This is a genomic window from Agrobacterium genomosp. 2 str. CFBP 5494 (assembly GCF_900013495.1).
In the GTDB taxonomy this organism is placed as follows: domain Bacteria; phylum Pseudomonadota; class Alphaproteobacteria; order Rhizobiales; family Rhizobiaceae; genus Agrobacterium; species Agrobacterium pusense.
The window spans coordinates 185647-211921 of the sequence record NZ_LT009719.1; the positions used below are offsets into that span (position 1 = coordinate 185647).

At 59.2% G+C, this 26275-nt stretch carries 20 protein-coding genes; 4 read left to right on the top strand and 16 right to left on the bottom strand.

Annotation, left to right across the window (positions count from 1 at the left end):
* Positions 1–99: 99 nt before the first annotated feature.
* Positions 100–1137: an Ldh family oxidoreductase gene (locus AGR2A_RS15785; protein ID WP_080823126.1), complete on the top strand. Its 1038-nt coding sequence runs from the start codon at positions 100–102 to the stop codon at positions 1135–1137.
* 286 nt (positions 1138–1423) lie between these two features.
* On the opposite strand, the gene AGR2A_RS15790 is transcribed toward AGR2A_RS15785, so the two are convergent.
* The 3 genes from AGR2A_RS15790 to ftsZ all read right to left on the bottom strand — a co-directional run bounded on the left by AGR2A_RS15790 (position 1424) and on the right by ftsZ (position 4401).
* A complete protein-coding gene (locus tag AGR2A_RS15790) occupies positions 1424–2389 on the bottom strand; it encodes a dihydrodipicolinate synthase family protein (RefSeq protein ID WP_080823127.1) in 966 nt (321 codons plus the stop codon).
* A 109-nt stretch (positions 2390–2498) separates the two neighbouring features.
* Positions 2499–3197: a GntR family transcriptional regulator gene (locus AGR2A_RS15795; protein ID WP_004444640.1), complete on the bottom strand. Its 699-nt coding sequence runs from the start codon at positions 3195–3197 to the stop codon at positions 2499–2501.
* 241 nt (positions 3198–3438) lie between these two features.
* Positions 3439–4401 carry a cell division protein FtsZ gene (gene ftsZ / locus AGR2A_RS15800; protein WP_004444641.1) on the bottom strand — a complete coding sequence of 321 codons (963 nt, stop codon included), beginning with the start codon at positions 4399–4401 and terminating at the stop codon, positions 3439–3441.
* A gap of 479 nt (positions 4402–4880) precedes the next feature.
* On the opposite strand from ftsZ, the gene AGR2A_RS15805 reads away from it, so the two are divergent.
* Positions 4881–5324, top strand: coding sequence for a response regulator (locus AGR2A_RS15805; protein ID WP_006700295.1), 444 nt, complete (start codon positions 4881–4883; stop codon positions 5322–5324).
* A gap of 495 nt (positions 5325–5819) precedes the next feature.
* Here AGR2A_RS15805 and AGR2A_RS15810 read toward each other — a convergent pair whose 3' ends face one another.
* The 11 genes from AGR2A_RS15810 to AGR2A_RS15860 all read right to left on the bottom strand — a co-directional run bounded on the left by AGR2A_RS15810 (position 5820) and on the right by AGR2A_RS15860 (position 21323).
* The gene (locus AGR2A_RS15810) at positions 5820–5966 is read right to left on the bottom strand and encodes a DUF1127 domain-containing protein (protein ID WP_004444643.1); all 147 of its coding nucleotides are present in this window, start codon (positions 5964–5966) and stop codon (positions 5820–5822) included.
* A 217-nt stretch (positions 5967–6183) separates the two neighbouring features.
* A complete protein-coding gene (locus AGR2A_RS15815; protein WP_167378217.1) occupies positions 6184–6786 on the bottom strand; it encodes an acyloxyacyl hydrolase in 603 nt (200 codons plus the stop codon).
* A gap of 138 nt (positions 6787–6924) precedes the next feature.
* Positions 6925–8043, bottom strand: a complete 1119-nt coding sequence (locus AGR2A_RS15820) for an ABC transporter permease (protein WP_080823128.1) — start codon at positions 8041–8043, stop codon at positions 6925–6927.
* Positions 8040–10808, bottom strand: a complete 2769-nt coding sequence (gene rbbA / locus AGR2A_RS15825; protein ID WP_080823409.1) for a ribosome-associated ATPase/putative transporter RbbA — start codon at positions 10806–10808, stop codon at positions 8040–8042. Before rbbA ends, AGR2A_RS15820 begins: the two co-directional genes overlap by 4 nt.
* Positions 10809–10819: 11 nt before the next feature.
* The gene (locus AGR2A_RS15830; RefSeq protein WP_080823129.1) at positions 10820–11884 is read right to left on the bottom strand and encodes an HlyD family secretion protein; all 1065 of its coding nucleotides are present in this window, start codon (positions 11882–11884) and stop codon (positions 10820–10822) included.
* 413 nt (positions 11885–12297) lie between these two features.
* A complete protein-coding gene (locus AGR2A_RS15835) occupies positions 12298–13671 on the bottom strand; it encodes an alpha-glucosidase/alpha-galactosidase (protein WP_080823130.1) in 1374 nt (457 codons plus the stop codon).
* Positions 13672–13694: 23 nt separating this feature from the next.
* The gene (locus AGR2A_RS15840; protein ID WP_080823131.1) at positions 13695–15362 is read right to left on the bottom strand and encodes an ABC transporter ATP-binding protein; all 1668 of its coding nucleotides are present in this window, start codon (positions 15360–15362) and stop codon (positions 13695–13697) included.
* A gap of 12 nt (positions 15363–15374) precedes the next feature.
* A complete protein-coding gene (locus AGR2A_RS15845; RefSeq protein ID WP_080823132.1) occupies positions 15375–16511 on the bottom strand; it encodes an ABC transporter permease in 1137 nt (378 codons plus the stop codon).
* 1 nt (position 16512) lies between these two features.
* The gene (locus AGR2A_RS15850; RefSeq protein WP_035209539.1) at positions 16513–17520 is read right to left on the bottom strand and encodes an ABC transporter permease; all 1008 of its coding nucleotides are present in this window, start codon (positions 17518–17520) and stop codon (positions 16513–16515) included.
* A gap of 142 nt (positions 17521–17662) precedes the next feature.
* Positions 17663–19750: an ABC transporter substrate-binding protein gene (locus tag AGR2A_RS15855; RefSeq protein WP_080823133.1), complete on the bottom strand. Its 2088-nt coding sequence runs from the start codon at positions 19748–19750 to the stop codon at positions 17663–17665.
* A gap of 106 nt (positions 19751–19856) precedes the next feature.
* The gene (locus AGR2A_RS15860) at positions 19857–21323 is read right to left on the bottom strand and encodes an alpha-glucosidase/alpha-galactosidase (RefSeq protein WP_080823134.1); all 1467 of its coding nucleotides are present in this window, start codon (positions 21321–21323) and stop codon (positions 19857–19859) included.
* A 198-nt stretch (positions 21324–21521) separates the two neighbouring features.
* Between AGR2A_RS15860 and AGR2A_RS15865 the strand changes: the two genes are divergently transcribed.
* Positions 21522–22409, top strand: a complete 888-nt coding sequence (locus tag AGR2A_RS15865; protein WP_080823135.1) for an AraC family transcriptional regulator — start codon at positions 21522–21524, stop codon at positions 22407–22409.
* A 77-nt stretch (positions 22410–22486) separates the two neighbouring features.
* Complete coding sequence (locus AGR2A_RS15870; RefSeq protein ID WP_080823136.1) at positions 22487–22954, top strand: hypothetical protein; 468 nt, start codon at positions 22487–22489, stop codon at positions 22952–22954.
* Between the two features lie 10 nt (positions 22955–22964).
* On the opposite strand, the gene AGR2A_RS15875 is transcribed toward AGR2A_RS15870, so the two are convergent.
* Positions 22965–23876: a DMT family transporter gene (locus AGR2A_RS15875; RefSeq protein ID WP_080823137.1), complete on the bottom strand. Its 912-nt coding sequence runs from the start codon at positions 23874–23876 to the stop codon at positions 22965–22967.
* Positions 23873–26275, bottom strand: coding sequence for a PIG-L family deacetylase (locus AGR2A_RS15880; RefSeq protein ID WP_080823138.1), 2403 nt, complete (start codon positions 26273–26275; stop codon positions 23873–23875). Before AGR2A_RS15880 ends, AGR2A_RS15875 begins: the two co-directional genes overlap by 4 nt.

Sequence of the window (26275 nt, forward strand, 5' to 3'; positions counted from 1 at the left end):
TGCTGTGACTGAGCTTCATCGAAAAGACACGTTGCAATACTCGCACCTTTGTATACTTTATGTATTCAAAATGTGCGAGCCCGACATCGGAGGATAATTATGAGCGACACCACCACCTTGACCATTGAAGAGCTTTCGACGCGGGTCGAGGCGATTTTCAGCAAGGCGGGCCTCAATAAGGTGCAGTCGGGAGCATTGGCACGCGTCATCACCGCCGGTGAGCGCGATGCCTGCAAATCGCACGGCATTTACCGTATCGAAGGCGCGCTCCGCACCGTCAAGGCCGGCAAGGTGAATCCGGATGCGATACCTGAAGTGGCCGAAGACGACGGCACGGCCGTCGTCAAGGTCAATGCCCATGGCGGCTTTGCAAACCCCGCCTTCGAACTTGGTCTGCCGGTTCTGGTGGAGCGGGCGAGACGCTCGGGCATCGCAGCACTCGTCGTCAATGACTGCACGCATTTCTCGGCGCTCTGGCCGGAAGTCGAAGGGCTGACCGAAAACGGTCTCGCCGGGCTGGTCATGTGCCCGAGCTATTCCACCGTCGCGCCCACCGGCGGAACCAAGCCTCTGCTTGGCACCAACCCCTTCGCCTTCGGCTGGCCGCGCAAGGGCACCTCCCCTTATGTCTTCGATTTTGCGACGTCGGTTGCGGCCCGCGGTGAAATCGAACTACACCGGCGGGCCGGAAAGCCCCTGCCGGAAGGCTGGGCTCTGGACGCTGAAGGCAAGCCGACGACCGACCCAGAGGCGGCCCTCGCCGGTTCCATGCTGCCATTTGGCGGCCACAAGGGATCGGCCATCGGCACCATGATCGAGCTTCTCGCCGGCATCATGATCGGCGATCTCACCAGCCCCGAAGCGCTCGAATTTCTCGGCACCACCACGCTTGCCCCCACCCATGGCGAATTGATCGTCGCTTTTTCACCTGAAGCCTTTGCCAAGGGCCGCCCCGGCGACCCCTTCCAGCGCGCGGAAGTGCTGTTCGACGCAATTATCGGCCAGGGCGCCCGCCTGCCGTCGGGCCGCCGCTTCACTGCCCGCGCCAAATCCGAAAGCGAAGGCATCACGCTTACCGCCGCCGAAATGGCCGGGCTCGACCGGCTGCTGGAAAAGGGGCTGGACGCGGTTTCCTGACCATTTGGATGGGGCAATGGAAAAAAGGCCCGCAATCGCGGGCCTTCATAACGACAACGTCACTCAGCGTTTTTTTGCGACTGCATAGCATCCCCGCCCTGTCAGCCGGGACTAGATCCGGGGTCCAGCACGATCAAGTCCTTGATCGCGGAAGAGACCTTTCACGGCGCAGACGCGCCGTGGCTGGATGCCGGATCTAGTCCGGCATGACGGAGGAGAGACATCAAACCTCATCGCATGCAAAAAAGGCCCGCAGTTGCGGGCCTTTTTTCACAGCAGCAATATCTCAGGCGGCCTTGCAGGCCTGCACTGCGCCCGGCAGCTCGCTCCAGTCGGCGTACCAGCTGTTGAACAGCTTGAACTGTGCTTCGACATAACCGCGCTGGCTGTCCGTCAGTGCATCTGTTTCGTTGAAGTGCAGCGTGTATTCCTTGTCGCCCTTCAGCACCATCATGTGCTTGAAATAGAGAACCAGATCCGGGCCCTCGTCGAAGGACGAAAGAACGGCCAGCGCCTGTTCCAGTTCCAAGGCGCGTGCGCGGGCATCGGCGTCGCCCTTGGCGGCAGCCTGCGACAGCTTGCAGAGGTGGATGACTTCCTTCGGCAGCACGTTGCCGATGCCGGTGATGGCGCCGGTTGCGCCGCAATTGACGAAGCCGTGGAAGACAGCGGTGTCGACACCGATCATCAGCGTGACTTCATCGTCACGGCTGGTGATGTTTTCAGCCGCATAACGCATATCCGCCGGGCCGCCGAATTCCTTGAAACCAACGAGGTTCTTGTGCTCGGCGCGCAGCGCGAAGAAGAGATCGGCGCGGGTCGCAAAACCATAATAGGGGCTGTTATAGATGACAGCAGGGATTTCCGGTGCAGCCGAGAGGATTGCCTTGAAGTGAGCCTTCTGGGCGGCGATGACCGAACCGCGCGACAGAACGCGGGGAATGACCATCAGGCCCTTGGCGCCAACCTTTTGGGCGTGGGCGGCATGGGCAACGGCAGACGCCGTGTTGACCGCTCCGGTACCGACGATGACGGGAACACCGGCCTTCACCAGACGCTCCACGCCTTCCATGCGCTGCTCGTCCGTCAGGAGCGGCCAGTCGCCCATGGAGCCGCAATAGACCACGGCGGACATGCCATCGGCGATCAGTTCCTTGCCCTTGCGAACAAGCGCATCGAAATCGGGGGTGCGATCATCCTTGCAGGGGGTCATCAAGGCGGGAATCACGCCGGAAAAAATGCTGGCCGTCATTACTAGCTCCTAAGGGACATGTTTTTCGGGAATGGACGCACGTCCGCGCCACCCTTTCGAGAGGGACATTACTATCTTGTATTTTATTTGTCGACAAGAAATCGACAAGCTACAGATTTATTTCCAGCCGTTCGTTTCGCACCAGCAGTTTCTGCACCTGCCGGACGATCTGTTCAGCGTGCTCCCGCGCCAGCCTTTCGGAAAGAGCGATATCGCGTGCGGCAATCGCCTCGATCATCTCTTCATGATCATCGACAAAGCGCTTCGGCAGACGATCGTCATAGGACTGGTAATAAAGCCTGAGAATGCGCCGCCCCTCGTCCAGCAGCCGCTTGAACAGGCTGGTGAAATAGGGGTTGCGCCCGGCCTCCGCGATGGAAAGATGAAGGGCGGCGTTGGTGGAAATCATCGCCAGCGCATCCTGCTCCTCCACCGCAACGGCGAATTCCGCATTATGGGCGCGAATGCCAGCCAGATCTTCCGGACGGTGATATTGCGCGGCAAGCTGGGTCGTTACCCGGTACATCAAGACCAGCGCATCGAAATAGGTGTGCATGTTGAGGAAATCGATGTTCGACACCATGGTGGAGCGGTTCGGCAGCGTATCGATCAGCCCCTCGCCCGAAAGCCGTACCAGCGCCTCACGGATCGGCGTTCGCGACATCTTGAATCGTTCGGCAAGCTGCACTTCATCGATTGGACTGCCGGGTGGCAGGACGAGATCAAGAATCTCGTCGCGCAGCAGATCGTAGACCATCTTCACACCGGAGCCGCGCTTGCGCTCGGCAGAAGCAATTATATCCGTCATAATCAAATCCTTCTTGTCGACATAAAGAGTACTATTATATTTTTTCGTTATCAACGACGTGTCACCGGGTCGCTGGCTTGCATGACGGAATAATTGTTCAAAAACAACAAAAAGCCGTCGCGAAAATTGCCCGCGACGGCTTTCGATCGTTCGGTTTGTGGCGCAGACGTCTTCATCGCGCTTTCACGGCCGAAGCGGCGAGTAGCGGCTTCCAACGACGGCGCGACGCCTTAGTCGGAGATCAGTTCCGCAGGCCGGTGGCCACGACGGAAATCTTGAAAGCGCCGTCCAGCGTTGGGTCGAACGAAGCGCCCATCACAACATCGGTTTCCTCGCTGACAGCCTCACGTACCAGCGTCATCGCTTCATCAATCTCGTAAAGCGTCAGGTCGTTGCCGCCGGAAATGGAGACCAGCGCGCCACGGGCTTCCTTCAGCGAGGGCTCACCGAGCAGCGGATTGGCAATGGCCGCTGCCGCTGCTTCCGAAGCACGCTTTTCGCCCTTGGCCTGTGCGGTGCCCATGAGCGCCCGGCCGCCATTCTTCATGACGTATCGCACATCGGCGAAATCGAGATTGACCAGACCTTCACGCAAAATGAGATCGGTGATGCAGCGCACGCCGAGCGACAGCACCTTGTCGGCGGTTTTGAGCGCATTTTCGAAGGTGGTGCCGGCATCGGCAATGCGCAGCAGGTTCTGGTTGGGAATGACGATGACGGTATCGGCCGTGTTGAGCAGATTGGCGAAACCGTACTCAGCAGCCCGCATGCGGCGCACGCCCTCAAAGCTGAAAGGAAGCGTGACGACACCAACTGTGAGAATGTTCTTTGCACGGCAGGCTTCGGCAATAACGGGTGCCGCACCCGTCCCGGTGCCTCCGCCCATGCCGGCGGTGATGAAACACATATCATAGCCGCTCAGGTGATCCATGATCTCGTCGAGGGAATCGATCGCAGCCTGCCGGCCAACCTCGGGATCAGCACCCGCTCCAAGCCCCCCCGTCAGTTCTGAGCTGAGCTGCACGAGCCGTGGCGCATTGGTCTTCTTCAGCGCCTGCGCATCCGTATTGGCCGCGATGAAATCGACGCCGCCAATACCCTCGGCAATCATGTTGTTGATCGCGTTTCCGCCACCGCCACCAACTCCGACGACGGCGATGTTGGGAGTGTTGCGGGCAATGGTGGCGCGCGGAGACTGTGTCATCGTCTAATTCTCTTTCCAAATTCATAGGGTCCCGCGCCGGTTTTGACCGCGGCACGCGATTGATCGGTGGCGTTCCCGCTCTTCCTTCCTGGCGCGCGAAGGAGGCCGTAACGTCTTGAATTTCCATGTAAGCCTTAAGGACCGATTGCGGCCAAAAGACTGGTGCTCCAGCGGCGAAAGATGCGCTACGGCGACGTTCCTCCACCCTTCCCCCGGATGAAAACCAAACCGAATCAACTGCTTCGCTATCAAGAGGTGATAGCCCAAAAGGCACGTTGTTTACACTCCATTCACTATGTTTATCTCACTTTGGAACGAGTTGGCCCGCCGGGTGTTTGCTTGCCGACCGTGCTGAGGCGGCGGGTGATAAGATCAAACAGTCCCGACGCTCCAGATATTGTCGAAGCACCAGACGACCCCAGACCGCGGCGTATTTTTTCAGTTCGGTGCTTGGTAGCGTACCCAATGGAGGCAGGCATATGTTGGCAGACGTTTTGCAGAGTGAACCCGGCTTCCGCATGGAGCAGCCGCGGGTACTGATCGTGGAAGACGAGTTCCTCATCGCCATGGACATAGAGGATTCCATTCTTCAGGCGGATGAAGAGGCAGACGTCATCGGCATCGCCAACAAGCTGGATGATGCCGTGGCACTTGGCCGCCGCGCCGATATTGCCTTTGTCGACGTCAATCTTGCCGATGGACAAACCGGGCCGGAAATCGGGCGACGGCTTTCCGAAGAGCACGGTGTGGTGGTCATCTTCATGACCGCAAACCCCGAGGTCGTGGTTAATCTCGGCATCGGCGCCGGAGTCATCGCCAAGCCCGTTCCGCAGGATGCAGTCGAACAATGCCTCACTTATGCGCTCGCCAGACGCGCAGGCACCCGTGCCGTGACGCCCATCGGCATGATGGCTTTCGACTGAGATATACCAACAAGGAAAACGGCCAAAAACAAAAAAGCCTGCCGCGGGAGGAGGTGCGGCAGGCTTTCTGAAAAGATGAACAGCGATATGGGAGGAGGAAAACCGCTGTCCCCGGGGCAATCCTTTGGGAGGAGGAGTAGGATCACCCGCTTTACGAAAAGGATGTGGGAGGAGGTACATCCGTTTCGATGAGAGGAACATACCATTTCCCTGCGCATTTGACAGGCACAAGGTTGCAGCACAGATATGCGCTGAGCGCATGGCGTCCGTCACAAAGGACGATACCGGGCAACTACCCGCTTCTCGCGGACCCGGCCTTTCCGATTTCCCAACCTGCACGGAACCTCGACAGCAATCGAGAAGAATGCGGCGCATCCGGTGGGAGCGCCGCCTCGCTGTCAGACACCCCCAATGAAGTGCCTTCATTTTCAAACCAAACAAAAACGCCCGCAAAGCGGGCGTTGAAGCATTCAGAATGTGGCGGTATCGCCCTATTTACTTGCCAACAGCGGCGCGAGCGACACTGGTGATCTGGCTGCGATCGATACCGAGATCGTGCAGTTCACGGGTGCTCATGCGGCCGAGTTCGGTGATGGTCTGACGATATTTGCGCCAATTGTTGAAGCTGCGTGCTACGTTCATGACATTACCCTTTCTGAGGTTTAGGTGACGTCAGTAACGTTTTCGTTCCGGCGTCTTTCGATGACCTCTATATGCGCTTTCCAATGGGGATTTAACAGGCAGAATAAGGCAATCCACCCATGCATCAGACGCAAGGGTTGCCGGCGCCGGTTTGCGTTGAAACAGCAACGTGGCTGAGATTCAGACAGTTCGCAGGACCTTATAAAGTCGCGGCGGCTCAGAACTTGTAGCGGACTCCGAACACGTTGGCGTTTGTGGCGCCCTTCATGTTGCCAAGTGTTTTGCCGCCACCGGAACGGTGGTGGACGCGCCAGAAGAATTCCGTCGAGGAACCCTCGCTGAATGACACGTTTATTTCCGGCCCCAGATAAAACAGGACATTGGCGTTGCCGTCGTCCTTGATTTCCTGTTCGCGCTCGCGGCCCGGCTGCGCATCCGTAACAAGGCTGAGCCCTGCTGTAAAACTTGGGGTGATGAACAGTCGCTCTCCAAGCCTGATCTGTTCATAACGCGCGACCGGGCCCGCCCACACCTCGCCGGTGAAGCCCTTGCCGAACCTGACGGCCATGCCGACCTCACCGCCCAGTTTTATATTGCCGATACGGTAAGGATAGAACTGATAGCCGCCGCCGATGACAGCGTTGCTCTCATAGTCCACGGGAATAAGCGCCGCGCTTTTCAGCATGTCTTCTTTTGTCATGGCGCCAGCGAAGCCGAATATCGCCTCACTCGTCTCAGAGGTCATATCCTCAGACGCGAAAGATGACGTGGCAGCCAGTGCGACCATGGCTGCCGTCGACAGACGTGCTGCAATATTCATCGTGCTACTCCTGAACAAAGCCCGCTTTACCCAGCCGTCCTCATAGGCATAAACGCGGAGGGCGAACATACCGTTACCGAACACAATTAATTCAACTTGCGCGGAATCGGCTGAAACATGCGCGTGATCCCGATGCTGTCAGCGCAGGAAACGCCTGAACCGGCGAAGCGCAAGAACGAAAAGAGCCGAGCCGATGGCCAGCAGCGCCAGCAGTTGCGGCCAGACCACATCCAGCCCCGCCCCTCTGAAAAGCACCGATTGCGCCAGGATGATGAAATGGGTGTTCGGCGCAAGAAGCATGATGTACTGGATGATATCAGGCATGCTTTCGCGAGGCGTCATGGCGCCGGAAAGCACCTGCAACGGCAACAAAAACAGGATCAGCAACATGCCGAATTGCGGCATGGACCCGGCGACTGTCGCGAGAAAAATTCCCATGGAAGTCATGGCGAAGAGTTGCAATGCCGTTCCGAGCAGGAAAAGAGAAAGCGAGCCTTCGATGGGAATGGCAAGCAGGCCCCTCACCACCACGAACAGCGAAAATGCAGAGGCCACCAGCACGACCAGCCCCATGGACCACACCTTGCTGAGCATGATTTCCAGCGGCGTCACTGGCATGACCAGCAGATGCTCGACCGTTCCGTGTTCTCGCTCGCGAATGAGCGCCGCCCCCGTCAGTACGATGGATAGCATGGTAATGGCGGTGATGATGTTGTTGATCGAGCCGAACCAGGACTTGTCCAGTTCCGGATTGAAGCGGGAACGTAGCGTGAGGTCCACCGGCACCGAGGTCGCGCCGCGATAGCGGTCGACATACTCCTGTATTTCGCTCGTCACGATGCTCTGCACATAACCGCCACCGCTGAAAGCCTGGCTCATGCGGGTAGCGTCGATATTGAGCTGGATGGCCGGCTGCTGTCCGGCCATCAGCCGGCGCTGGAAATCCGGGGGAATGTTGAGCGCGAAGGTATCGAGGCCCGCATCCATGCGCTTGTCCATTTCAGCGATGGAAATCTGCTTCGGCGGGGAGAAATAGGGCGGATAAAACGCCGTGCTGATGCGGCTGGAAAGCGGCGACTGATCCTCATCGACAATGGCGATGGCCGCGTTGTTCAGCGTCTCCGGCAGCGCGCTGGAACCGGTATAGATCTGCAGCGTGAAGGCATAGACGATAAGCAGCATCAGCATTCCGTCTCGCGCGAGACCGCGCAGTTCCTTGATGCCGAGCTGGAAGATGTTGGACGAAAAAAGCCTCATGACGCCTGCTTTCTCAAAAGTGCAGCGCCGGCAATGAGGAGCAGTGGAATGGCGATGAGAAGCGGTAGAAACGAGCCGGAAAGTCCGGCGAAATCCAGGCCCTTGGAGAAAGTTCCGCGTGAAATGGTCATGAAATAGGTGGCAGGATAGACGTTGCCGATAAAGGCGCCCGCCCCTTGCAGCGACGAGACGGGATCGATCATGCCCGAATATTGCGTCGCCGGAATGAGCGTCAGAAGAGCCGTGCCGAAGATTGCCGCAATCTGGCTCTTCATGAAGGAAGACATGAGGAGGCCGATGGATGTGGCGATGATGACATAGAGCAGCGCGCCCGTCGCATAAGCGAGATAACTTCCGGTGAACGGCACCTGAAAGATGAAGACCGCAAATGCCGTCAGAAGCACGAAATTGAGCATGCCAAGGGCGACATAGGGAAGCTGCTTGCCGATCAGGAATTCCAGCCGCGTGGTCGGCGTCACGTATAGATTGACGATCGAACCGAGCTCTTTTTCCCTGACGACGCTGAGGGCCGCCAGCATTGCGGGGATGAGCATGAGAAGCAGCGGAATGACCGCCGGCACCATGGCGACAAGGCTCTTGACGTCGGGATTGTAACGATAGCGCGTTTCGATGCTGAAGCTGCTTTGCGTGGCCGCGCTGCCGTAAATCTCGGCGGCCTTCCGCGCCAGCCATGTCTGATGCATGCCCTGCACGTAACCGCGAACGGTCTCCGCCCGCTGCGGCATGGCGCCGTCTATCCAGGCCCCTACCTCCACAGTCTTGCCGCGCAAGACATCGCGGCCAAAGCCAGGAGGAATTTCTATGGCAAGGCTCAGTTCGCCATCACGCATCCGCCGGTCCATATCGGCATAGTCCCGGATAGGTTTCTTCTCGATGAAATAACGGGAGCCGGCAATGTCGAGCACGTAATCGCGGCTGATAGTGGAATCGTCGCGATCCAGCACCGCGAAAGTCAGGTCCTCGACATCGAGATTGATGCCGTATCCGATGACGAACATCAGGATGACGCTGCCGAGCACGGCCAGCGTGCCGCGAATGGGATCGCGCTGCAGTTCCAGTGCCTCGCGGCGCGTATAGCTGAACATGCGCCTGAAATCGAAAAATCTCTTGCGGGTGGGCGCCGCATGTTGCGTCACCTGCACGTCCGCTGCTGCCACAGATGCTGTCGCAGGCGCGTCCCTCGTAACCCCGGAAGCATCTTCCAGATAGGCGACGAAAGCCTCTTCAAGTGTTGCGGCATTACGGCTTCTGGTGATCGCCTCGGGCGTATCGCTGATCAACACCTTGCCGGCGTGCATCAGCGAAATCCGGTCGCAGCGCTCCGCCTCGTTCATGAAATGGGTGGAGATGAAGATGGTGACGTTATCGTTGCGCGAGAGATCGGCGAGGATTTGCCAGAAGCCGTCCCGCGCCACCGGGTCGACACCAGAGGTCGGCTCATCGAGGATGAGAATATCGGGCGAATGGATCATCGCCACCGCCAGCGACAGCCTCTGCCGGATGCCAAGCGGCAGGTCGTCCGGCAGCGTGTCCATGACCGCGCCAAGATCGAAACGCTCCGCCATTTCGGCGATACTCGGTTGAATTGCCTCTTCAGGCAGCTTGAACAGGCGGGCGTGCAGATCAAGGTTCTGCCGCACCGTCAGTTCGGAATAGAGCGAGAAGGCCTGGCTCATGTAACCGACGCGGTGGCGGATCGCCATGTCGCTCGCATCCACCTTGTGTCCGAAGAGCTTCGCCTCTCCTTCGCTGGCGGCCAGAAGGCCCGTCAGCATCTTCATGGTGGTGGATTTTCCGCAGCCATTGGAGCCGAGAAAGCCAAAAATCTCGCCGCGCGGAATCTTGAAGCTGACATTGTCGACGGCGGTGAAATCGCCGAAACGCATGCTAAGGTGCGATGCCTCTATGGCATAATCACCCTCACCGGTCGGCTTTCGTGGCGCGATATGGACTTCGTGGTAATCCTTGCGCTTTTCTTCGGGAAGAAGCGCGATGAAGGCGGCGTCGAGATTGGGTGCCGCGGTGCGGTCGAGAAGTTCGGCGGGCGAGCCGGTGGCAAGAATCTTGCCGCCATCCATGGCAACCAGCCAGTCAAAACCGGCGGCCTCCTCCATATAAGCCGTTGCGACGATGACGCTCATGCCCGGACGCCCGGCACGGATAGAGTCGATCAGTTCCCAGAACTGCCGCCGCGATAAAGGATCAACGCCTGTCGTCGGCTCGTCCAGGATCAGCAGGTCCGGGTCGTGGATGAGCGCGCAGCAGAGCCCCAGCTTCTGTTTCATGCCGCCGGAGAGCTTCATCGCGGGACGATCGGCAAAAGGTTCGAGGCCGGTGCTCTTGAGCAATTCGGCGATACGCGCCTGCCGTTCCCTTCCGTCCTGTCCGAACAGCCGGCCAAAAAAGTCGATGTTTTCAAAGACCGACAGGGTGGGATAGAGGTTCTTGCCAAGGCCCTGCGGCATATAGGCGATACGCGGGCAGGTATCCTCGCGGTGGCGCGGATCGGACATGTCGCCGCCCAGAACCTCCACCTTGCCCTTCTGGATGGCGCGCGCGCCCGAGACCAGCGACAACAGGCTCGATTTGCCGACGCCGTCAGGCCCGATGAGCCCTATCATCAGCCCGGCGGGTATCTCGACCGATATGTCGTCCAGCGCAACCGTGCTTCCGAAGGTCAACCGCACATCGGTCAATCGCGCAACGGGTGCGTTCCTGTCATTCGTTTCTGGAGGCGCGACCATAGCGGCCACCCTCACTTGACGAGATTGCGTTCGAGATTCTCCGGCCAGGCGGCCTCCGGATCAAGCCGGACATAGGCCATGCCGGGCAGCCCGGTTTTCACATATTGAATATATTTCTGCAGAAGTTCCTGGGGGATTTGCGCCCTTACCCGGAATGTCAGCTTCTGGCGTTCCTCTTCGGTCTCCACCGTTTTCGGCGTGAACTGCGCGACATCCGCGACGAAGGACACTTTTGCCGGAATGGTGTATTGGGGGGCGGCATCCAGTATCAGTCGAACATCAGACCCCATGGACGTGCGGCCAGCCTCGGCCGTCGGCAGGAAAAACGTCATATAGACGTCGCCGAGATCGACGAGGTTCAGAACCCGTCCACCGGCGGAAAGCACTTCTCCGGGCTGGGCGATGCGATATTGCACGCGACCGTCGCGGGGCGATTTCAGCGTCGCATCGGCTATGTCAGTCTCGATGCTCTCGATGTCAGCCTGTGCGGCGTCTACCGCCGCTTCGGCGTCGACGATCTGCGCCTTGGCGGCGTTGATCGCGGCGTCGGAAGCCGCAAGCGAGGCCTGCGCAGAGGCGAGCGTTGCGCGGGCGGACTGCTCGGCAGCCTCGCTGTCATCGACGATCTGCTGCGAGACCGCATTGCCCGTCAGCAATTGTTTCGAGCGTGCATTGGTCTTGGAGGCGGAATCGAGCTGGGCCTTGCGCTGTTCCACCACCGCAAGCGCCGACGTCTTTTCGGCTTCACGCTGGGCGACAAGGCTGTGGGCCGTGTCGATTGCTATTTTCGCACGGCGAAGCTGTGCTTCCGCCTGGCGTTTCCTCGCCTCCAGCTGGGCCGTATCCATCTGCGCCAGAACCTGTCCGGCCTTCACGAAATCACCCTCACGGACCATAATATCCTGAAGGCGGCCGGCGGTCTTGGTGGAGATATCGATCTCGACGGCCTCGATGCGGCCGTTACTGGCCGCGAAACCCGAAGGCAGGCCCTCGGCCGTCAGCTTCGACCAGGCGAAATAGGCGGCCACGGCCAGAACCACAACCGCCAGACCAATGAGCAAGCCCTTTTTAGACATCCGTCTTCCCCATGAACCCTTCAGGTTTCAACCGTAGTACGATAAAACCGAAGAAGCCAGCCACGATCACGTTCATAATTCGTACCTGGTATTTCCCGCACTGAAAGCGGAATAACCGGTTTCGGGGACTGTCTACGCCAGAGAGCGGCCTGCAACCTTGACACAAGTCAAGCGGCGAAAGGATTTAATGGAGAGCGTCATCAAGGCGCCCACCGTTCGCCGGCAGACCGGCTCATCTTTGAGAACACCGACGGCACCAAGCGATCATACCGATGCCGCGCCATCCCCTCGACAATCGGACGTCATCCTCGAGCTTGTCCCGAGGATGACAGAGTAGGGTCTTCGATAGCGCTTGCGAAAGGATGATGTGGGCTCGCTGCACACCTCCGATCCGTTATTGAGGGCGATGATGTTTACACAGCCCGCGCCCGTTTCACCTCCGCCTGCGTCCATTCCGGCAGCCAGTCACTATGGGCCAGCAGCAGATCGTCCACCAGCGACCAAATCTGATCGAGATCGAGTTCCGCCGCAGTATGCGGGTCCATCATCGCAGCGTGAAAGATGTGGTCGCGGTTTTCGCTCATCAACGCCCGCACGGTCAGCTCCTGAACATTGATGTTGGTGCGCATCAGCGCAGTGAGCTGCGGTGGCAACTCGCCGATGAAGGTGGGCTGCACGCCGTTATGATCGACCAGGCACGGCACTTCCGCCGCGCAATCCGATGGCAGCGAGGTGATGCATCCATTATTGCGCTGGTTGCCGTAGATGACGGAGGGTTCGCCGGTCCAGACCGAATTGATGATCGAGGAGGCATATTCCTTCGACTGCTTGACCTCGATCTTTTCGGCCGAGCGATAGGCGGCCGCCTGGCCCTTCCAGCGCTCGATCTGTTCGATGCAGCGCTTGGGATATTCATCGAGCGGAATGCCGAATTTCTCGATCAGGTCTTCGCGCCCCTCCTTGATGAAATAGGGCGTGTATTCGGCGAAATGCTCGGAGCTTTCGGTGACGAAATAACCGAGCCTCGTCAGCATCTCGTACCGCACCTTGTTGGGGCAGCGTGGGTTCCAGCCGGGTTTTGGCGCGCGGCCTTCGCGATAGGCGCGCACGAGATCGGGGTAGAGGCTCCTGTAGCTGCCATCGGGCTGGCGATGCTCGAATTCCAGGAAAAACGCCATATGGTTGATACCGGCCGAACGGTAGCGGATTTCCTCATAGGGAATATCGAGATCATGGACGAGTTCCATCGCCGTGCCCTGCACGGAATGGCAAAGACCCACCTGCCGGATCGTCGGGTATTTTTCGGCAATCGCCCAGGTGTTTATCGCCATGGGATTCACATATTGCAGCATGATGGCATTCGGGCAGACGGCCAGCATGTCCTCGCAAATCTTCCAGAGGTGAGGCACGGTGCGCAAGCCGCGCATGATGCCGCCGACGCCAAGTGTGTCAGCAATGGTCTGGCGCAGCCCATACTTACGCGGCACTTCGAAATCAGTGACCGTGCACGGCTCGTATCCGCCGATCTGGAACGCCACGACAACAAAATCCGCGCCGGAAAGCGCCTTTTTCTGGTCGGTATAGGTCTCGGCCTTCGCCTTTGCTCCGAGCGTCGAAATCAGCTTGTTGACGACGATGGCGCTTTCTTCCAGCCTTTCACGGTTGATATCCATCAGCGCAATTGTGGCGCCGGAAAGGGCCGGACGCTGCAGCACGTCACCGATGATGTTCTTCATGAACACCGTGGAACCTGCGCCGATGAATGCAATCTTGGGATCTCTTGCCATGTCTACCTCCGGCAATTGGGAATTCAAGCGATTTCGAAGGCGGCTCGCACAAGCCGCTGTGTATATTCAGTTTTTGGCTGACTGAGCACGTCCTCGACAGGCCCCTCTTCGACAATCCGCCCGCGCTGCATGACGATGACGCGGTGGCAGAGAGCGCGGACCACTTTCAGGTCGTGGGAGATGAACAGGTAGCTCAAGCCACGCTCATCCTGCAGCTTGCGCAGGAGATCGATGATCTGCGCCTGCACGGAAAGATCGAGTGCGGAGGTCGGCTCATCGAGCAGGATGAATTCCGGCTCCAGCGCGACGGCACGCGCAATCGCGATGCGCTGTCTTTGGCCGCCGGAGAACTCATGCGGGAAACGCGAGAGGATGTTGCCGGGCATGCCCGCCGCCTCCAGCGCGTCACGCACCCGGTCCAGCCTCTCGGCCTTTGTCTTGCCAAGACCGTTGATGATGAGACCTTCCTCGATGATCTGGCCAATGGTCATGCGCGGGTTTAGCGAGGCAAACGGATCCTGGAAGACGATCTGCATACGCGACCGCAGAGGCCGCATTTCAGCCCGGGAACGGCCATCGACCCTCTGACCGTCAAAAACAACCTCGCCTCCGACAGGCTCGTTCAACCGGAGCAGGGACTGGCCGAAGGTCGTCTTGCCGGAGCCGGATTCACCCACGAGCCCCAGTGTCTCGTGCCGCCTGAGCGTCAAGCCGAGACTGTCGACCGCTATCAGCTCCTTGAGTTCTGGTTTGAACAGGCCGCCATATCGCATCATGAAGGAAACGCGCACGCCGCTTGCCGTCAGGAGGACGCCGGAGTTCTCCGGCAGCGGCTTTGCTTTGCCCCGAGGTTCGGAAGCAAGCAGCCTTTTCGTGTAGGGATGCTGCGGCGCTGCAAACAGCCGCTCCGTGGTATTGTGCTCACGCATCTCGCCATGCTGCATGACATAGACGTAATCGGAAAACTGCTTCACGATCGTCAGATCATGGGTGATGAGGACCACGGCCATGCCGCGCTTCTTCTGGAGATCCCGGATGAGGTTGAGTATCTGCGCCTGTACCGTCACATCCAGCGCAGTGGTGGGTTCATCGGCAATCAGCACGTCAGGATCATTGGAGAGCGCCATGGCGATCATAACGCGTTGGCGCTGGCCGCCGGAAAGCTGGTGCGGGTATTGTTTGAGCCGCGCTTCCGGCTCCGGTATCTGCACCTGACGCAGCAGATCGAGCGCCCTCGCCTCTGCCTGCTTCTTGCTCAATTTCGAGTGGACGCGGATTGCCTCTACAATCTGGCTGCCGATCGTATAGATCGGGTTCAGCGAACTCATCGGCTCTTGAAAGATCATCGAGATGCGATTGCCGCGCAGCGCCCGGCGCTGGCGCGACGAGAATTTCAGGATGTCGTCGCCGTTGAACCGGACGACTGCCGATTTCGCGACTGTGGCGCGCTTGGTCAACAAGCCCATGACGGTGCGGGCGGTGACCGATTTTCCCGAACCGGATTCGCCGACGATGGCGATGGTCTCACCCCGGTAAAGCTGGAAGGAAATGTCCTTCACGGCCTCCACCATTCCGTGCTCCACCTTGAAGGTCACGGCGATGTTGCGGGCATCGATGATGGCGTTATCCTGACGATCATCCGCGTCGAAGCGGATGGCGGGGGCGAAGGTGTTGTTCAGGGCAGCTACCATGTCACGCTCCTCTCAATAGGGATCGACGGCATCGCGCAGGCCGTCGCCCAGTGCGTTGAAGGCAAAGACGGTGACCAGCACGAAACCGACCGGTGCAAGAATCCAGGGATAGGAACCTATGACCGAATAGGTAGCGGTATCCTGCAGCATCAGCCCCCAGGAGATCAGCGGCGGCTTTACCGCAAAGCCGAGGAAACCGAGGAAGGATTCGAGCAGCACGACGCTTGGAATATGCAAGGTCACCGCGACGATCACATGGCTCATCACATTCGGCAGGATGTGCTGGAAGATGATGCGCCTGTCGGTGGCGCCAACAGCGATCGCCGCCCGGACATAATCGATCCGCGCCAGTGCCAGCGTCTTGCCGCGCACCTCCCTCGACATCTGCGCCCAGCCCAGCGCCGACATGACGCCGACCACAAAGACGAGGAACACGGTGGTTGGTGCGGTGACCGGAATAAGAGAAGTCAGCGCGAGATAGAGAGGCAATTGCGGGAAAGCGAGCACCACCTCCACGAAACGCTGCACCCAGGCATCCAGCGGCCCGCCGAAATAGCCGGAAATCAGCCCGACGCTGGTGCCGATGACGGTAACGATGGCGACGACACTCAATGCGATGGCAAGCGAGATGCGCGAGCCGTAGATGGCGCGCGACAGCACGTCGCGCCCGAACTTGTCTGTTCCGAGAAAATGCACGGGCTGGCTATCGGTAGAGCCGAAGAAATGCCGGTTCATCGGAATGAGACCCAGAAGTTTGTATTCCGCACCCTTCACGAAGAAGCCGAGATAGACGGGATTGTCGTAATCCGGGCCGACGATCGGCTGGAAGGTGACCGGATCGAGCTCTTCCGTCTCCGCAATGGCATAGACCCGTGGCGCCAGGCTTAAATTGCCGTCCTTGTCGGTGAACCGGACCACCTGCGGCGGTGAAAAGCTGCCATGGGTTTCGAGCGGGTTCATCGGCGCGAAGAAGTCCGCAAAAATGGAGATGAGGATCAGCAGCACCACCAGTACTAGCCCGACCATACCCGTGAAGGATCGTCTGAGACGCCGCCAGACAAGCGCCAGATAGGTCTCGTTGCCATTGGCGGAGCGGTCGGGTTTTGCCGCGGCGGCCGTTTCGGTTTTCATCTCGTCAAACGCCATCATCTCAGGCCCTCCCGAATTCGCGGACGCGCGGGTCGAGCATGGCGAGCAGCATATCGGCGATGATGTTGCCGACGATCAGCGTGGCAGCCAGCACCATCATGAAGGTCGCGGTGACATAGACGTCCCCCACCGCCATGGAGCCGACGATGGCCGGGCCGACGGTCGGCAACGCGAAGATGATCGCGGTCTCGATCTCGCCGCTCAGCATGTAGGGCAGCACCACGCCCTGATACATGACGAGCGGGTGCACGGCATTCGGCACCGCATGGCGCATGATGACAGCGCCTTCCGAAAGGCCCTTGGCACGCGCCGTCTCGACATATTGCGCATTCAGCGTATCGAGCAGATTGCCACGCATCACCCGCATATTGTAGGCCAGCCCCCCGAAGACGGCGATAGCGACCACCGGCCAGACGTGGCTGACCAGATCGACGAATTTCGCCCACGACCACGGCGCGCCGCCATATTGCGGTGAAAAGAAGCTTCCGATCTCCGACACATCGAAATGAAATACCATGAGATAAACGAGGATCAGCGCCATCAGGAAGCGCGGGATCGTCATGCCGAGGAAGGCAATGGTGGAGAGCAGGTTGTCGACCCAGGAATATTGCCGTGTGGCGGCCCATATGCCGAAGGCGATGCCAAGTACCGATGCGAAGATGTGGCAGACCAGCGCCAGAGCGATAGTGCGCGGCAGGCGTTCGCCAACCACATCGGCGACCGGCTTGTTGTAATAAAAGCTGTAGCCGAAATCGCCGCGGGCGAAGATGCCGCCGATCCAGTTGAAATATTGAATAACGAGCGGCTTATCGAGTCCGTGTTCGATACGGTATGCCTGCGCCTGCGCTTCCGCCTGCTCGAAGGATGCTCCGCCCTGGTTCATCAGCTGCGAGCGGATGTAGTCGGCATAGTCGCCGGGCGGCGCCTGGATGATGGCGAAAGTCACCACGCTCAGGATCAACAGCACCGGAATGGCGGATGCCACGCGTATCGTCAGAAATCTCAGCATCGAACGGTCTTCCTCGGTTTGGATTGGCCGTGTGTTGCCGGCCGCGCTTCACGCGCGACCGGTACCGGGTGTGCTCCGGGAGGAGTTCTTCAGGTTTTTGTACTTCCGGACATAATGGCGTTACGCACCTTTACCGGAAGCTTCAGTTGATCGGCCCGCCCTCGCCCGGCTTGCCGGGAAGCTGCTCAGGGAAAAGTTCATATTTGCCCTGCCTGTCGGCCGCGACCCACAGGCGTTCGCGGATGATGGCGTCTTCGGCCCAGTTGAACATGAAGATCGGCGTACCCTGCGGCACATTGGAGAACCGTTTGTTGACGATGAGCGCACCGGGATATTCGGTGAGGCCAATCGTGTAGAGGTTCTGCGTGTAGACCTTCTGGTATTGCTTCATCAGCTCGGCCCGCTCGGCATTGTCCTGCGAAGATATGAACTTGCGCACAATGTCGGCCATGTCCTTCTCGAACGGCATCAGGTCCAGTTCCTTGCCTTCGGGTGCACGATGGTTCCAGCTGGTGCGCGGCCCGACAGGGGCCAGTTGCTCGGTATTCTGCACCACGGATGAAAGCTCGGTGGAATTGCGCCGCACCAGCCAGTCAAACTGCCCGCCATAATGGGCAGCGTCACGCTGGTTTGAATCGAGGCTATTGATGACGACGCGAAGCCCAAGTTTCGCCATCTGGCCGACGAGACCTTCCGCAAGGCTCTTGTCTGTCGCGTAACCGTTGTTGACGAGAAGGGTAATCTCGACATTACGGCCGCCAAGCGTTTCCTTGGGGAAATTCAGGAAACCGTCGCCGTCAGTGTCTTTCAGGCCAATCGAAGCCAGTGCAGCCTTGGCAGCCTCGAGGTTGAAGGGGTAATAGACCGTCGAAGCACGATCATAGAAGCTTATCCCGGACGAAATGCCACCCGGATAGATCGCCGTGAAAGGCCCCTTGACGAGCGAGTCACCGATCGCTTTGCGATCAAGAGCAGAGGTGACGGCCTGGCGGAACACCTCGTTACGGTTCAGCTCACGAATGGCCTGTCCGCGCTCATCCGGATTGCCCCAGCCATTGGCGGAAAAGTTCATCTGCAGATTATAGCCGATAAGGCGTGGTCCAAAGGCAAGGCGGGCTGGCGCATTGGGGTCAGCGGCGCGTTTCAGCGAGGCGACGAAATTCTCCGGCTGCTCGAGATTGGAGAAATCGCCAGATCCCGCTACGGCCTGCACATCGCGGTCCGCCCAGGTAGAAAGCTTGTAATGGACTTCATTGAGATAGGGCAACTGCTGGCCTTTCTCGTCCACTTTCCAGTAATAGGGGTTGCGCCGCAGCACGATGAGATCATCCGGCCGATAAGAAACCGGAACCCATGCGCCCATGACCGGCATGTTCATATACTCAGGCGGGAACGCGTTTTTGAACTGGTTATAGGTGTTCTTGGAATATTTCGGATGCTGGGGTTTCAGAATATGCGACGGCCCGGGGCAGAAGCTCGGATAGGCCATGGTGTAGAGATATTGCTTGGGGAACGCCGCCTTGAAGGTCCATTCGACGGTATAGTCATCGATCTTCTTCAGCGTCGTTCCTTCACCGAAAGCCTCAGGCGATGCACCACCGCCAAGCGGTGAGACATTGGGATCGATGACGGCGTCTTCCCAGTAGAACATCACGTCATCGGCGTTGAAGGGCTCGCCATCCGACCATTTCGCACCCTTGACGAGATGCATCGTCAGCTTGTGGCCATCTTCCGACCACTCCCAGCTTTTCGCCAGATTGGGCAGCGGCTCGGTATCCTTGGCATCTACCTGGAACAGTGGCGCCGTGCGCGTCAGGCACTCGGAAAGGGCGATATCGATGCCGCCCCAGCCCTGGCTCTGGCCGGCAATATAGTTCCAGCCCTCCGGCCTGCCGCCGACCACATGGCGCATCGTATCGCCGTAGACGCCCATGCCGTCGGGCATATTGCCTGTTTTGTAGACTAGCGGCTCCTCGGGCAGGCGCTCTTTCAGCGGCGGCAGCTTGCCGGTCTTTTCGAATTTCTCGGTAATCCAGCCGGGTTCGCTGTAGCTTGGCAGCGCCTTGAATTCGAGGATCGACTCGCGCGCCACATAGTTGATCTTGCCTTCGGCCGGAAATTGCGGCGGCTCGGGCGGCGTCGTGGTCTCGAAGGCATTCGCATTGAGTGCGATCATCGAAACACCGAACCCCAGTGCCGAGATGATACCAATCCTGCGTTGAAGTAACATCGTCATTCCTCCCAAATGGCAGCTCTTCGACCGCCGACCCTCTCTCATCGTTGAGACCGGACGGCGAACTCCCTTCCGCCGCCGGCCTTTTCCCATGTCTTTTCCTTCAAACGGCCTTTTTCAGTGCCGATTTCTCGGCCCGCAATTCCTCGATGGAACGCACGTTGCGGCGCAGGGCACCCGCCCAGTCACGGGTCTTGACGCTGGACTTCGCAAGTCGCTCCTTCGCCGCCGGAACGGCATCGGCATATTGCGGCAGCCAGCGCGCCTGAGCGACAACCATCTCGTCAACCATCTGCCAGACCTCCTCCGGCGTGGCGACGGCGCCGACCAGCGGATCATGCAGCACGGCGAGTTTCAAAAGATCGATATCGCCAGTGACTGCCGCATGGACCGACATGCGCTGCACGTTGATGGACGCCATGCAGGTGGCCGCGCAGGCTTCCGGCAACGTGATGCCGGAAACCATGTTGATGCCGAAACGGTCGACAAAACCGGGCGATTCGATGATGGCGTCCGCCGGCAGATTGCTGATGACGCCATTGTTCTTGACGTTGAAGTGGCCGCGATAGACACGCCCGGTCTCCAGCGCCTCAAGAATATGGCTTGCATGTTCGTTGGAGCGTTTTGCCGGATCGATCGGCTTGTCGGCCGAGGCGAGAAACTGCGGGAATTCCGTTTCGAACCAGTTGCGCGTTTCGGTGGAGTGGCGGAGATAACCGCCGGTTTCCCCGTGAATCCAGTCGGACATGTCGATCCAGCGGACGATTTCCTCTGGCCGCTTACGATACCACGGCAGATATTCAGAGAGATGGCCGTTGCTTTCGGTCGAATAGACGCCGAAGCGCTTCAGCACGTCGATGCGAAGCTTCTCCTGCTGCGAGAAGACCGGATGCGCCTCAAACGCGGCAACCAGCTCCTCCTTACCGATCTTGCGGCCATTGAGCCGCAGATCGATGAACCATGTCTGGTGGTTGATGCCGGAGCAGATGTAATCGAGTTCTGCCGGGGATTTCGCACCGAGGATTTCGGCAATCTGTTCCGCCCCGTGCTGAACGCCATGGCAGAGACCGACCGTATCCACCTTGCCATATTCGATGGCTGCCCAAGTGTTCATGGCCATCGGGTTGGCATAGTTCAGGAACTTTGCGCCGGGTGCCGCGACCTCGCGGATATCCTTGCAGAAATCGAGAATGACGGGAATGTTGCGCTGACCGTAGAGAATTCCGCCGGCGCAGATTGTATCGCCTACGCACTGGTCGATGCCGTATTTCAGCGGAATGCGGATATCGTCCGCATAGGCTTCGAGCCCGCCGACCCGCACGCAGCTGATGATGTATTTCGCGCCCTCCAGCGCCCGGCGGCGGTCGGTATGGGCGGTCACCTTCACGGGGAAACCATTTGCCTCAACGATCTTGTCAAGGATCGCCCTGATCATATCGAGATTGTGCTGGCTGATATCCGTGAGCGCGACTTCAATATCGTGAAACTCCGGCACACACAGGAGATCCGTGAACAGTTTTTTCGTGAAACCGACGCTGCCTGCGCCAATAATAGCGATTTTGAAACTCATAACGCCACCTCTGTTGCAAATCGAACGGGTGAAACGGGCCTACGGATCGTAAAATGGCATTGCAGAAAAATACCCGTGAGAATCCCGGAAAACCGGCCTTCCTCTCCAATTTTTCAGCAACAATATCCTGCTGGCTGTCTCCTCGGATCGGGATTATGCGTATAATACCGGCGAGGACCAGAGAAGGATTATGCTTTCATGGGTAATTTTGTGCTGCAGGATTTGATCGATCAGGGACCCGGCATGCGAACCGTCTCGCTGCCGCGCGGCCGCCAGACGCTGCACACCATGCCGACCAGCAGCGGTTATGAAATCCGCCGTGGCGGCAATTATGATTGGGATGGTCGCAAGCGCGGCCAGACGCCCTTTACCGTCCTGCAATATTGCATCGGCGGTCAGGGCAACCTGCGCTATGAGAACCGTCATTACGTGGTGAGGCCCGGCGAAACCCTGCTGCTGCTCATCCCCCACAATCACCGCTACTGGCTGGAAGATGGCAAGGAGTGGGAGTTCTTCTGGATTTCAATGAATGGCGAGGAAGCGCTCCGCATCCACCGCAACATTCTTTCCGTCACCGGCCCGATCCTCAAGCTGCAGCCGGAAACGGTGGATCATCTCGCCGGATGCTGCTCACGTCTCGTCAACGGTGCCGAGACACCGGGGGCGGCGTCGGCTGTCGCCTATGAGGCGGCGATGACGCTTTATGACGATGGTTTCGGCTCGCATCCTTCCTTTGGCGGCGAATATCGCACGATGCAGCAGGTGCTGAGCTATATAGACAGCCACCTTGGCGATCGACTTTCCGTCAGCGACCTGGCCGCCGTGGCGGGTCTCAGCCGCGCGCATTTTTCCCGAATCTTCACCGCAAGCGAAGGCCTGCCGCCGGCGGAATTCGTCTTGCAAAGACGCCTGAGACGGGCAGCCAAGCTATTGACGACTGCAGCCAACATTCCAATCAAGGAAGTCTCGGTGCTGTGCGGTTTCGAGGATCCGAACTATTTCTCGAAGGTGTTCCGCAGGCTTTACGGCACCAATCCGAGCGAATTCCGCACCACCGGCATGTATGCCAGTGTCAGGCAGGGCTGACGCGAAACAGGACTTGGTTTTGACATGTTTCAGGCGATTAAGAATAGGCGTTACACCTTCTTTGGAGGCTGGCAGAGGTGAACAGCAAAATCCGGACGATTCTCGTCTTTCCGCTCAGGGCGATCATCGTTTTCGCCATGGTCCTCGACGGCATTTTCCGCCCGCTCTACCGGCCGGTCATCAGGGCCCTGTCGAACCTGAAAATCATCCAGCGGCTGGAAAGCCGGATAGCGCAGCTGCCGCGCCTTGCCATTCTACTCTGTCTCGCCGTTCCCTTCGCGATTGCGGAACCGATGAAGATCATAGGCCTCGTCCTCTTCGCCCATGGGGCTTTCAAGTCGGGGGTGGTTCTGACGATCATTGCCCATCTTTCGACCTTCCTGATTGTCGAACGCATCTACCATGCCGGCCGGGAAAAGCTTCTCACCTATGGCTGGCTCGCCTGGATCATGCGCTATGTGCGTTTTGCCCGTTCGTTTTACGACCGTTTGAAACTTGCGGCGCTGAGCTGGATTAAGCTTCGGGTCCTTGCACAATCGCGATAGAACCTGCCCGTCATCTTTTGCGGCGCAGCCTTTTCAAGAGATATTCCGCAAGCGCAGTCGATTGCAGCGACACGAGAATGATGACGATGCCGAACACAACGCGGGCTTCAGGCACTTCGTCGAACAGAAAATATCCGACCGCAGTCACAAACAGGATCGACAGATAGCTGACCGGCGCAAGGACGCTTGCATCCGCGATACGATAGGCCCGCAGAAAGCAATATTGTCCGATCTGCGCCAGCAATCCGATGCCGAGCAACGGAACCCAGTCAAATGACGCAACCGGCTTCCATGTCCAGATTGCCGGAATGGCGGTGATGACGGCGAGGCCCACCGTATAGAACACCATCATGACAGTGGTGTTCTCCCGCCGCAGCGCTCGTGTCTGGATAACCGCAAGCGCACCGAACGCCACCGATATCAGCACAACGATCACGCCCACGCCAAATTCCGCGCCGCCCGGCCCAATGACGACCAGAACGCCGACAAATGCAAGACAGGCTCCCGCCCAGCGAAAGCGGCTCACGCTTTCGTCAAGAAAGGCGACAGCCATCGCCATCGTCACCAATGGCCGGGAAAAACCAACGGCATTGACGGTCGCAAGCGGCAACAGGGTGATGGCGATGAAATTGCTGGTGAGTGCGATGGCATTGCAGCAGATGCGGAAAATGTTACGCCAGGGATATTGGATGCGCGCCATTTCTCCCCGGTGCCGCCAGATGAGTGGCAGGATGAACATCAGGCCAATCATCGCCCTGATGAAGACGAGCTGGAAGGCGGGATAGGTGACGCCTTGCGCCTTGACGAGCGCGGTCATACCGCCCGCAACAAGGGTCATGTCCAGCAACAGCCAGCCTATGCCCGCGCGGGTGTCCGTTTCGCGAGGGCCTTGCTGTTCTTCGCTTTGATCGTCGCCATTCACGCCGGTTGCACAAGATTGGCCATGAGGCGGAAAGCGCCAGGCACAAGCTTGTCCATCTGGTGATGCAGCACGAGGCTGGTATGGGTATGCCTACCCTTGCCGATGACGCCCGAAACCAGCGCACCCTTCAGCGGCTGCTCATCGACATCATGCATGGCGAGCAATGGCTCGTAGACATCATCCCAGCGCGAGGCGAAATAAAGCCCGCGCTCCTTGTCCCAGCCCCCCCAGTCGGCGGCATCAATCCTGTTGGGCCCGGCAAGCAGCGGATGGTCGGGCAAGAGCACCGTTACCTCCGCCTGCGGATCGGTCACACGCCAGCGCAGGGAAGGCTTGCCGATCTCAAGACGCCGGACTGGTGTCGTTTCCGGATTCCATCCGTCAGTCGGCCGGTGATAGAGCGTGACCAGATGACCGCCGTTTTCGACGAAGCGGTGAAGTTTCTCCGTCTCGGCAGCGAGATCCCTGCGGATGCCGAAGGCGAAGATGCCAATAACGATCGTCGTAAAGGAAGACAGGTCCCCGCCAAGCGCCTGAGCGTCGAGGTCGGTGACATCGAGTCCCATTCGCGACAGCCAAAGACCCACCCTGTCAGCACCACCACCGACATAGCCGATCCGCGCCTTCTCGGGCAGCTTCAGGTCCAGCGAGAGGATCTTCAGAACGGACGGCGCCAGAAATCTTGCCCGACCGATGTGCGGATAAGCGATCGGCGTTATCTGAAAAGCGGGTTGCGCACCGACAAGCGCCTCGATCTGGGCAAGGCCCACCCGAGCCTCGCCGTTACGTTCGGCAATCCAGTCGCCGCCGTTCTTGCGCAGGTTCCAGCCGCCCGAATTACTGAACGACAGCAACGCATCGGCGCCCTTTATATGCGCCTGAAAGACATGCGCCTCCTGCCGCTGTCCGAGGGGAACCAGAAGAGCGTCCGGCGCAATCGTCAGCGACTGCGCCGGCGTCACAAAAAACGGTTCCCCAAGGTCGAAGGCGGCCGAAACCGTTCTGCCTTCAACCTTTGCGGAAAGCCGCACTGAGGCATGGCCATTGCCGCCCATGGCTTTCCAGTCAGGCTGATACAGCCCGGAAACAGGTGCATCCTGATCCGCGACAAGCGTAAAGACCCGCCTCTCGCCAAGCGACTGGATGGATGACGATACACCTGATGGCAGGACCGGGGTGACCTCAACGTCAATGTGAGCCGCCTTATCTGAAAGCTCCACGGAAAGAACCGACGTTCCGCCCGGAACGATCTCCGCCGGCTCGGCGTAGGCCCGCTCGAAAACATCAAGCGCCGTCAGGATGGCGGCATCGACCTGCGCCCGCTTGCGCCCGATCCGATGTCCGTGCACTTCCCTGAAATCCGCAGTGGCGGATTCGTCCACCGTCTGCAAAAGCGCTGCCGCCGCAAGAAGTGACGCCGTGATCCGCTGCCTGTCGGGAAAGGCTGATATCGCTTCGCTTATCGCCTGTTCCGCCTTGACCAGCGCCCTTGCCAATTCGGTATCCAGGCCCGGGAACACCGCAAGGTCTGACAACGAAGACGGCAGCCCGTCGAGGATCGAGTGTTCTTGGCCCCTTGCATCACTGGCGAGTTCGAGATGCAGCGGCCAGACCTCCTGCGCCAGCTTAGGCCAATGTCCCATTCCCTGAGAAGCGTGATAATAACGCGACCATTCGCCGATCCGGTCATATTGCGCGCCGGTCGCCTGCTCCCTGCCGCGAGCGTTTACCGTTACGGTCGTCTCCGGCGGCGGCACTTCGTCATCATAGGTGTCACCACCGCCCGACCACGCGGGAAGGTAATATTTCGCCACCTGCCACGGCTTCAGCCCCTCTGCAAGATGTTCAGGATAGGCCGCAGGGTCCGCCGCCAGCGCGATGGCGCTCTTTGCCGCACGCGTCATGGCGCGGTGGTGCCCATGTTGTCCCGGCACATCGAGAAAGGTCGGGATGACGATATCCGGCCGCTCCTTGCGATAGGCGCGCACCAGCCGCTCAATGATGCGCTGCTGCCCCCAGCGGCCAAAGGTCTGGTCGCCATCCTTGGAGAACCCGAAGTCATGAATGAGATCCGCCGGCCCATGGCCGAGCCAGCTGATATCCGCATCGATGACGCGGGCCGCCTCCTCCAGCTCCCGCGAGCGGATGACGCCGAGCGCGCCAAGCCTTTCCGGCCCCAGCGCATTCTGACCGCCCTCGCCACGTGTCGAGCAGGCGATGATGGTACGCATGCCAAGCTCCATGCGGAAATAGGCAAGCAACCCGTTCTGCTCGTCGTCCGGATGCGCGCCGGTATGCATGACGGTCACCGTGGACTTCAGCGCGCTCAGCCTGCGATGCAGGCGTATGAGCCACGGATCGGCCATTTGCCGTTCGATGCGCTCCCGGGGGGTAAGCAT

Bases quoted from the DNA above. Each gene is read 5' to 3' on its own strand.
- AGR2A_RS15785 (WP_080823126.1), top strand. From the start codon at position 100: ATGAGCGACACCACCACCTTGACCATTGAAGAGCTTTCGACGCGGGTC.
- AGR2A_RS15790 (WP_080823127.1), bottom strand. From the start codon at position 2,389: ATGACGGCCAGCATTTTTTCCGGCGTGATTCCCGCCTTGATGACCCCC.
- AGR2A_RS15795 (WP_004444640.1), bottom strand. From the start codon at position 3,197: ATGACGGATATAATTGCTTCTGCCGAGCGCAAGCGCGGCTCCGGTGTG.
- ftsZ (WP_004444641.1), bottom strand. From the start codon at position 4,401: ATGACACAGTCTCCGCGCGCCACCATTGCCCGCAACACTCCCAACATC.
- AGR2A_RS15805 (WP_006700295.1), top strand. From the start codon at position 4,881: ATGTTGGCAGACGTTTTGCAGAGTGAACCCGGCTTCCGCATGGAGCAG.
- AGR2A_RS15810 (WP_004444643.1), bottom strand. From the start codon at position 5,966: ATGAACGTAGCACGCAGCTTCAACAATTGGCGCAAATATCGTCAGACC.
- AGR2A_RS15815 (WP_167378217.1), bottom strand. From the start codon at position 6,786: ATGAATATTGCAGCACGTCTGTCGACGGCAGCCATGGTCGCACTGGCT.
- AGR2A_RS15820 (WP_080823128.1), bottom strand. From the start codon at position 8,043: ATGAGGCTTTTTTCGTCCAACATCTTCCAGCTCGGCATCAAGGAACTG.
- rbbA (WP_080823409.1), bottom strand. From the start codon at position 10,808: ATGGTCGCGCCTCCAGAAACGAATGACAGGAACGCACCCGTTGCGCGA.
- AGR2A_RS15830 (WP_080823129.1), bottom strand. From the start codon at position 11,884: ATGTCTAAAAAGGGCTTGCTCATTGGTCTGGCGGTTGTGGTTCTGGCC.
- AGR2A_RS15835 (WP_080823130.1), bottom strand. From the start codon at position 13,671: ATGGCAAGAGATCCCAAGATTGCATTCATCGGCGCAGGTTCCACGGTG.
- AGR2A_RS15840 (WP_080823131.1), bottom strand. From the start codon at position 15,362: ATGGTAGCTGCCCTGAACAACACCTTCGCCCCCGCCATCCGCTTCGAC.
- AGR2A_RS15845 (WP_080823132.1), bottom strand. From the start codon at position 16,511: ATGATGGCGTTTGACGAGATGAAAACCGAAACGGCCGCCGCGGCAAAA.
- AGR2A_RS15850 (WP_035209539.1), bottom strand. From the start codon at position 17,520: ATGCTGAGATTTCTGACGATACGCGTGGCATCCGCCATTCCGGTGCTG.
- AGR2A_RS15855 (WP_080823133.1), bottom strand. From the start codon at position 19,750: ATGTTACTTCAACGCAGGATTGGTATCATCTCGGCACTGGGGTTCGGT.
- AGR2A_RS15860 (WP_080823134.1), bottom strand. From the start codon at position 21,323: ATGAGTTTCAAAATCGCTATTATTGGCGCAGGCAGCGTCGGTTTCACG.
- AGR2A_RS15865 (WP_080823135.1), top strand. From the start codon at position 21,522: ATGGGTAATTTTGTGCTGCAGGATTTGATCGATCAGGGACCCGGCATG.
- AGR2A_RS15880 (WP_080823138.1), bottom strand. From the start codon at position 26,275: ATGCTTACCCCCCGGGAGCGCATCGAACGGCAAATGGCCGATCCGTGG.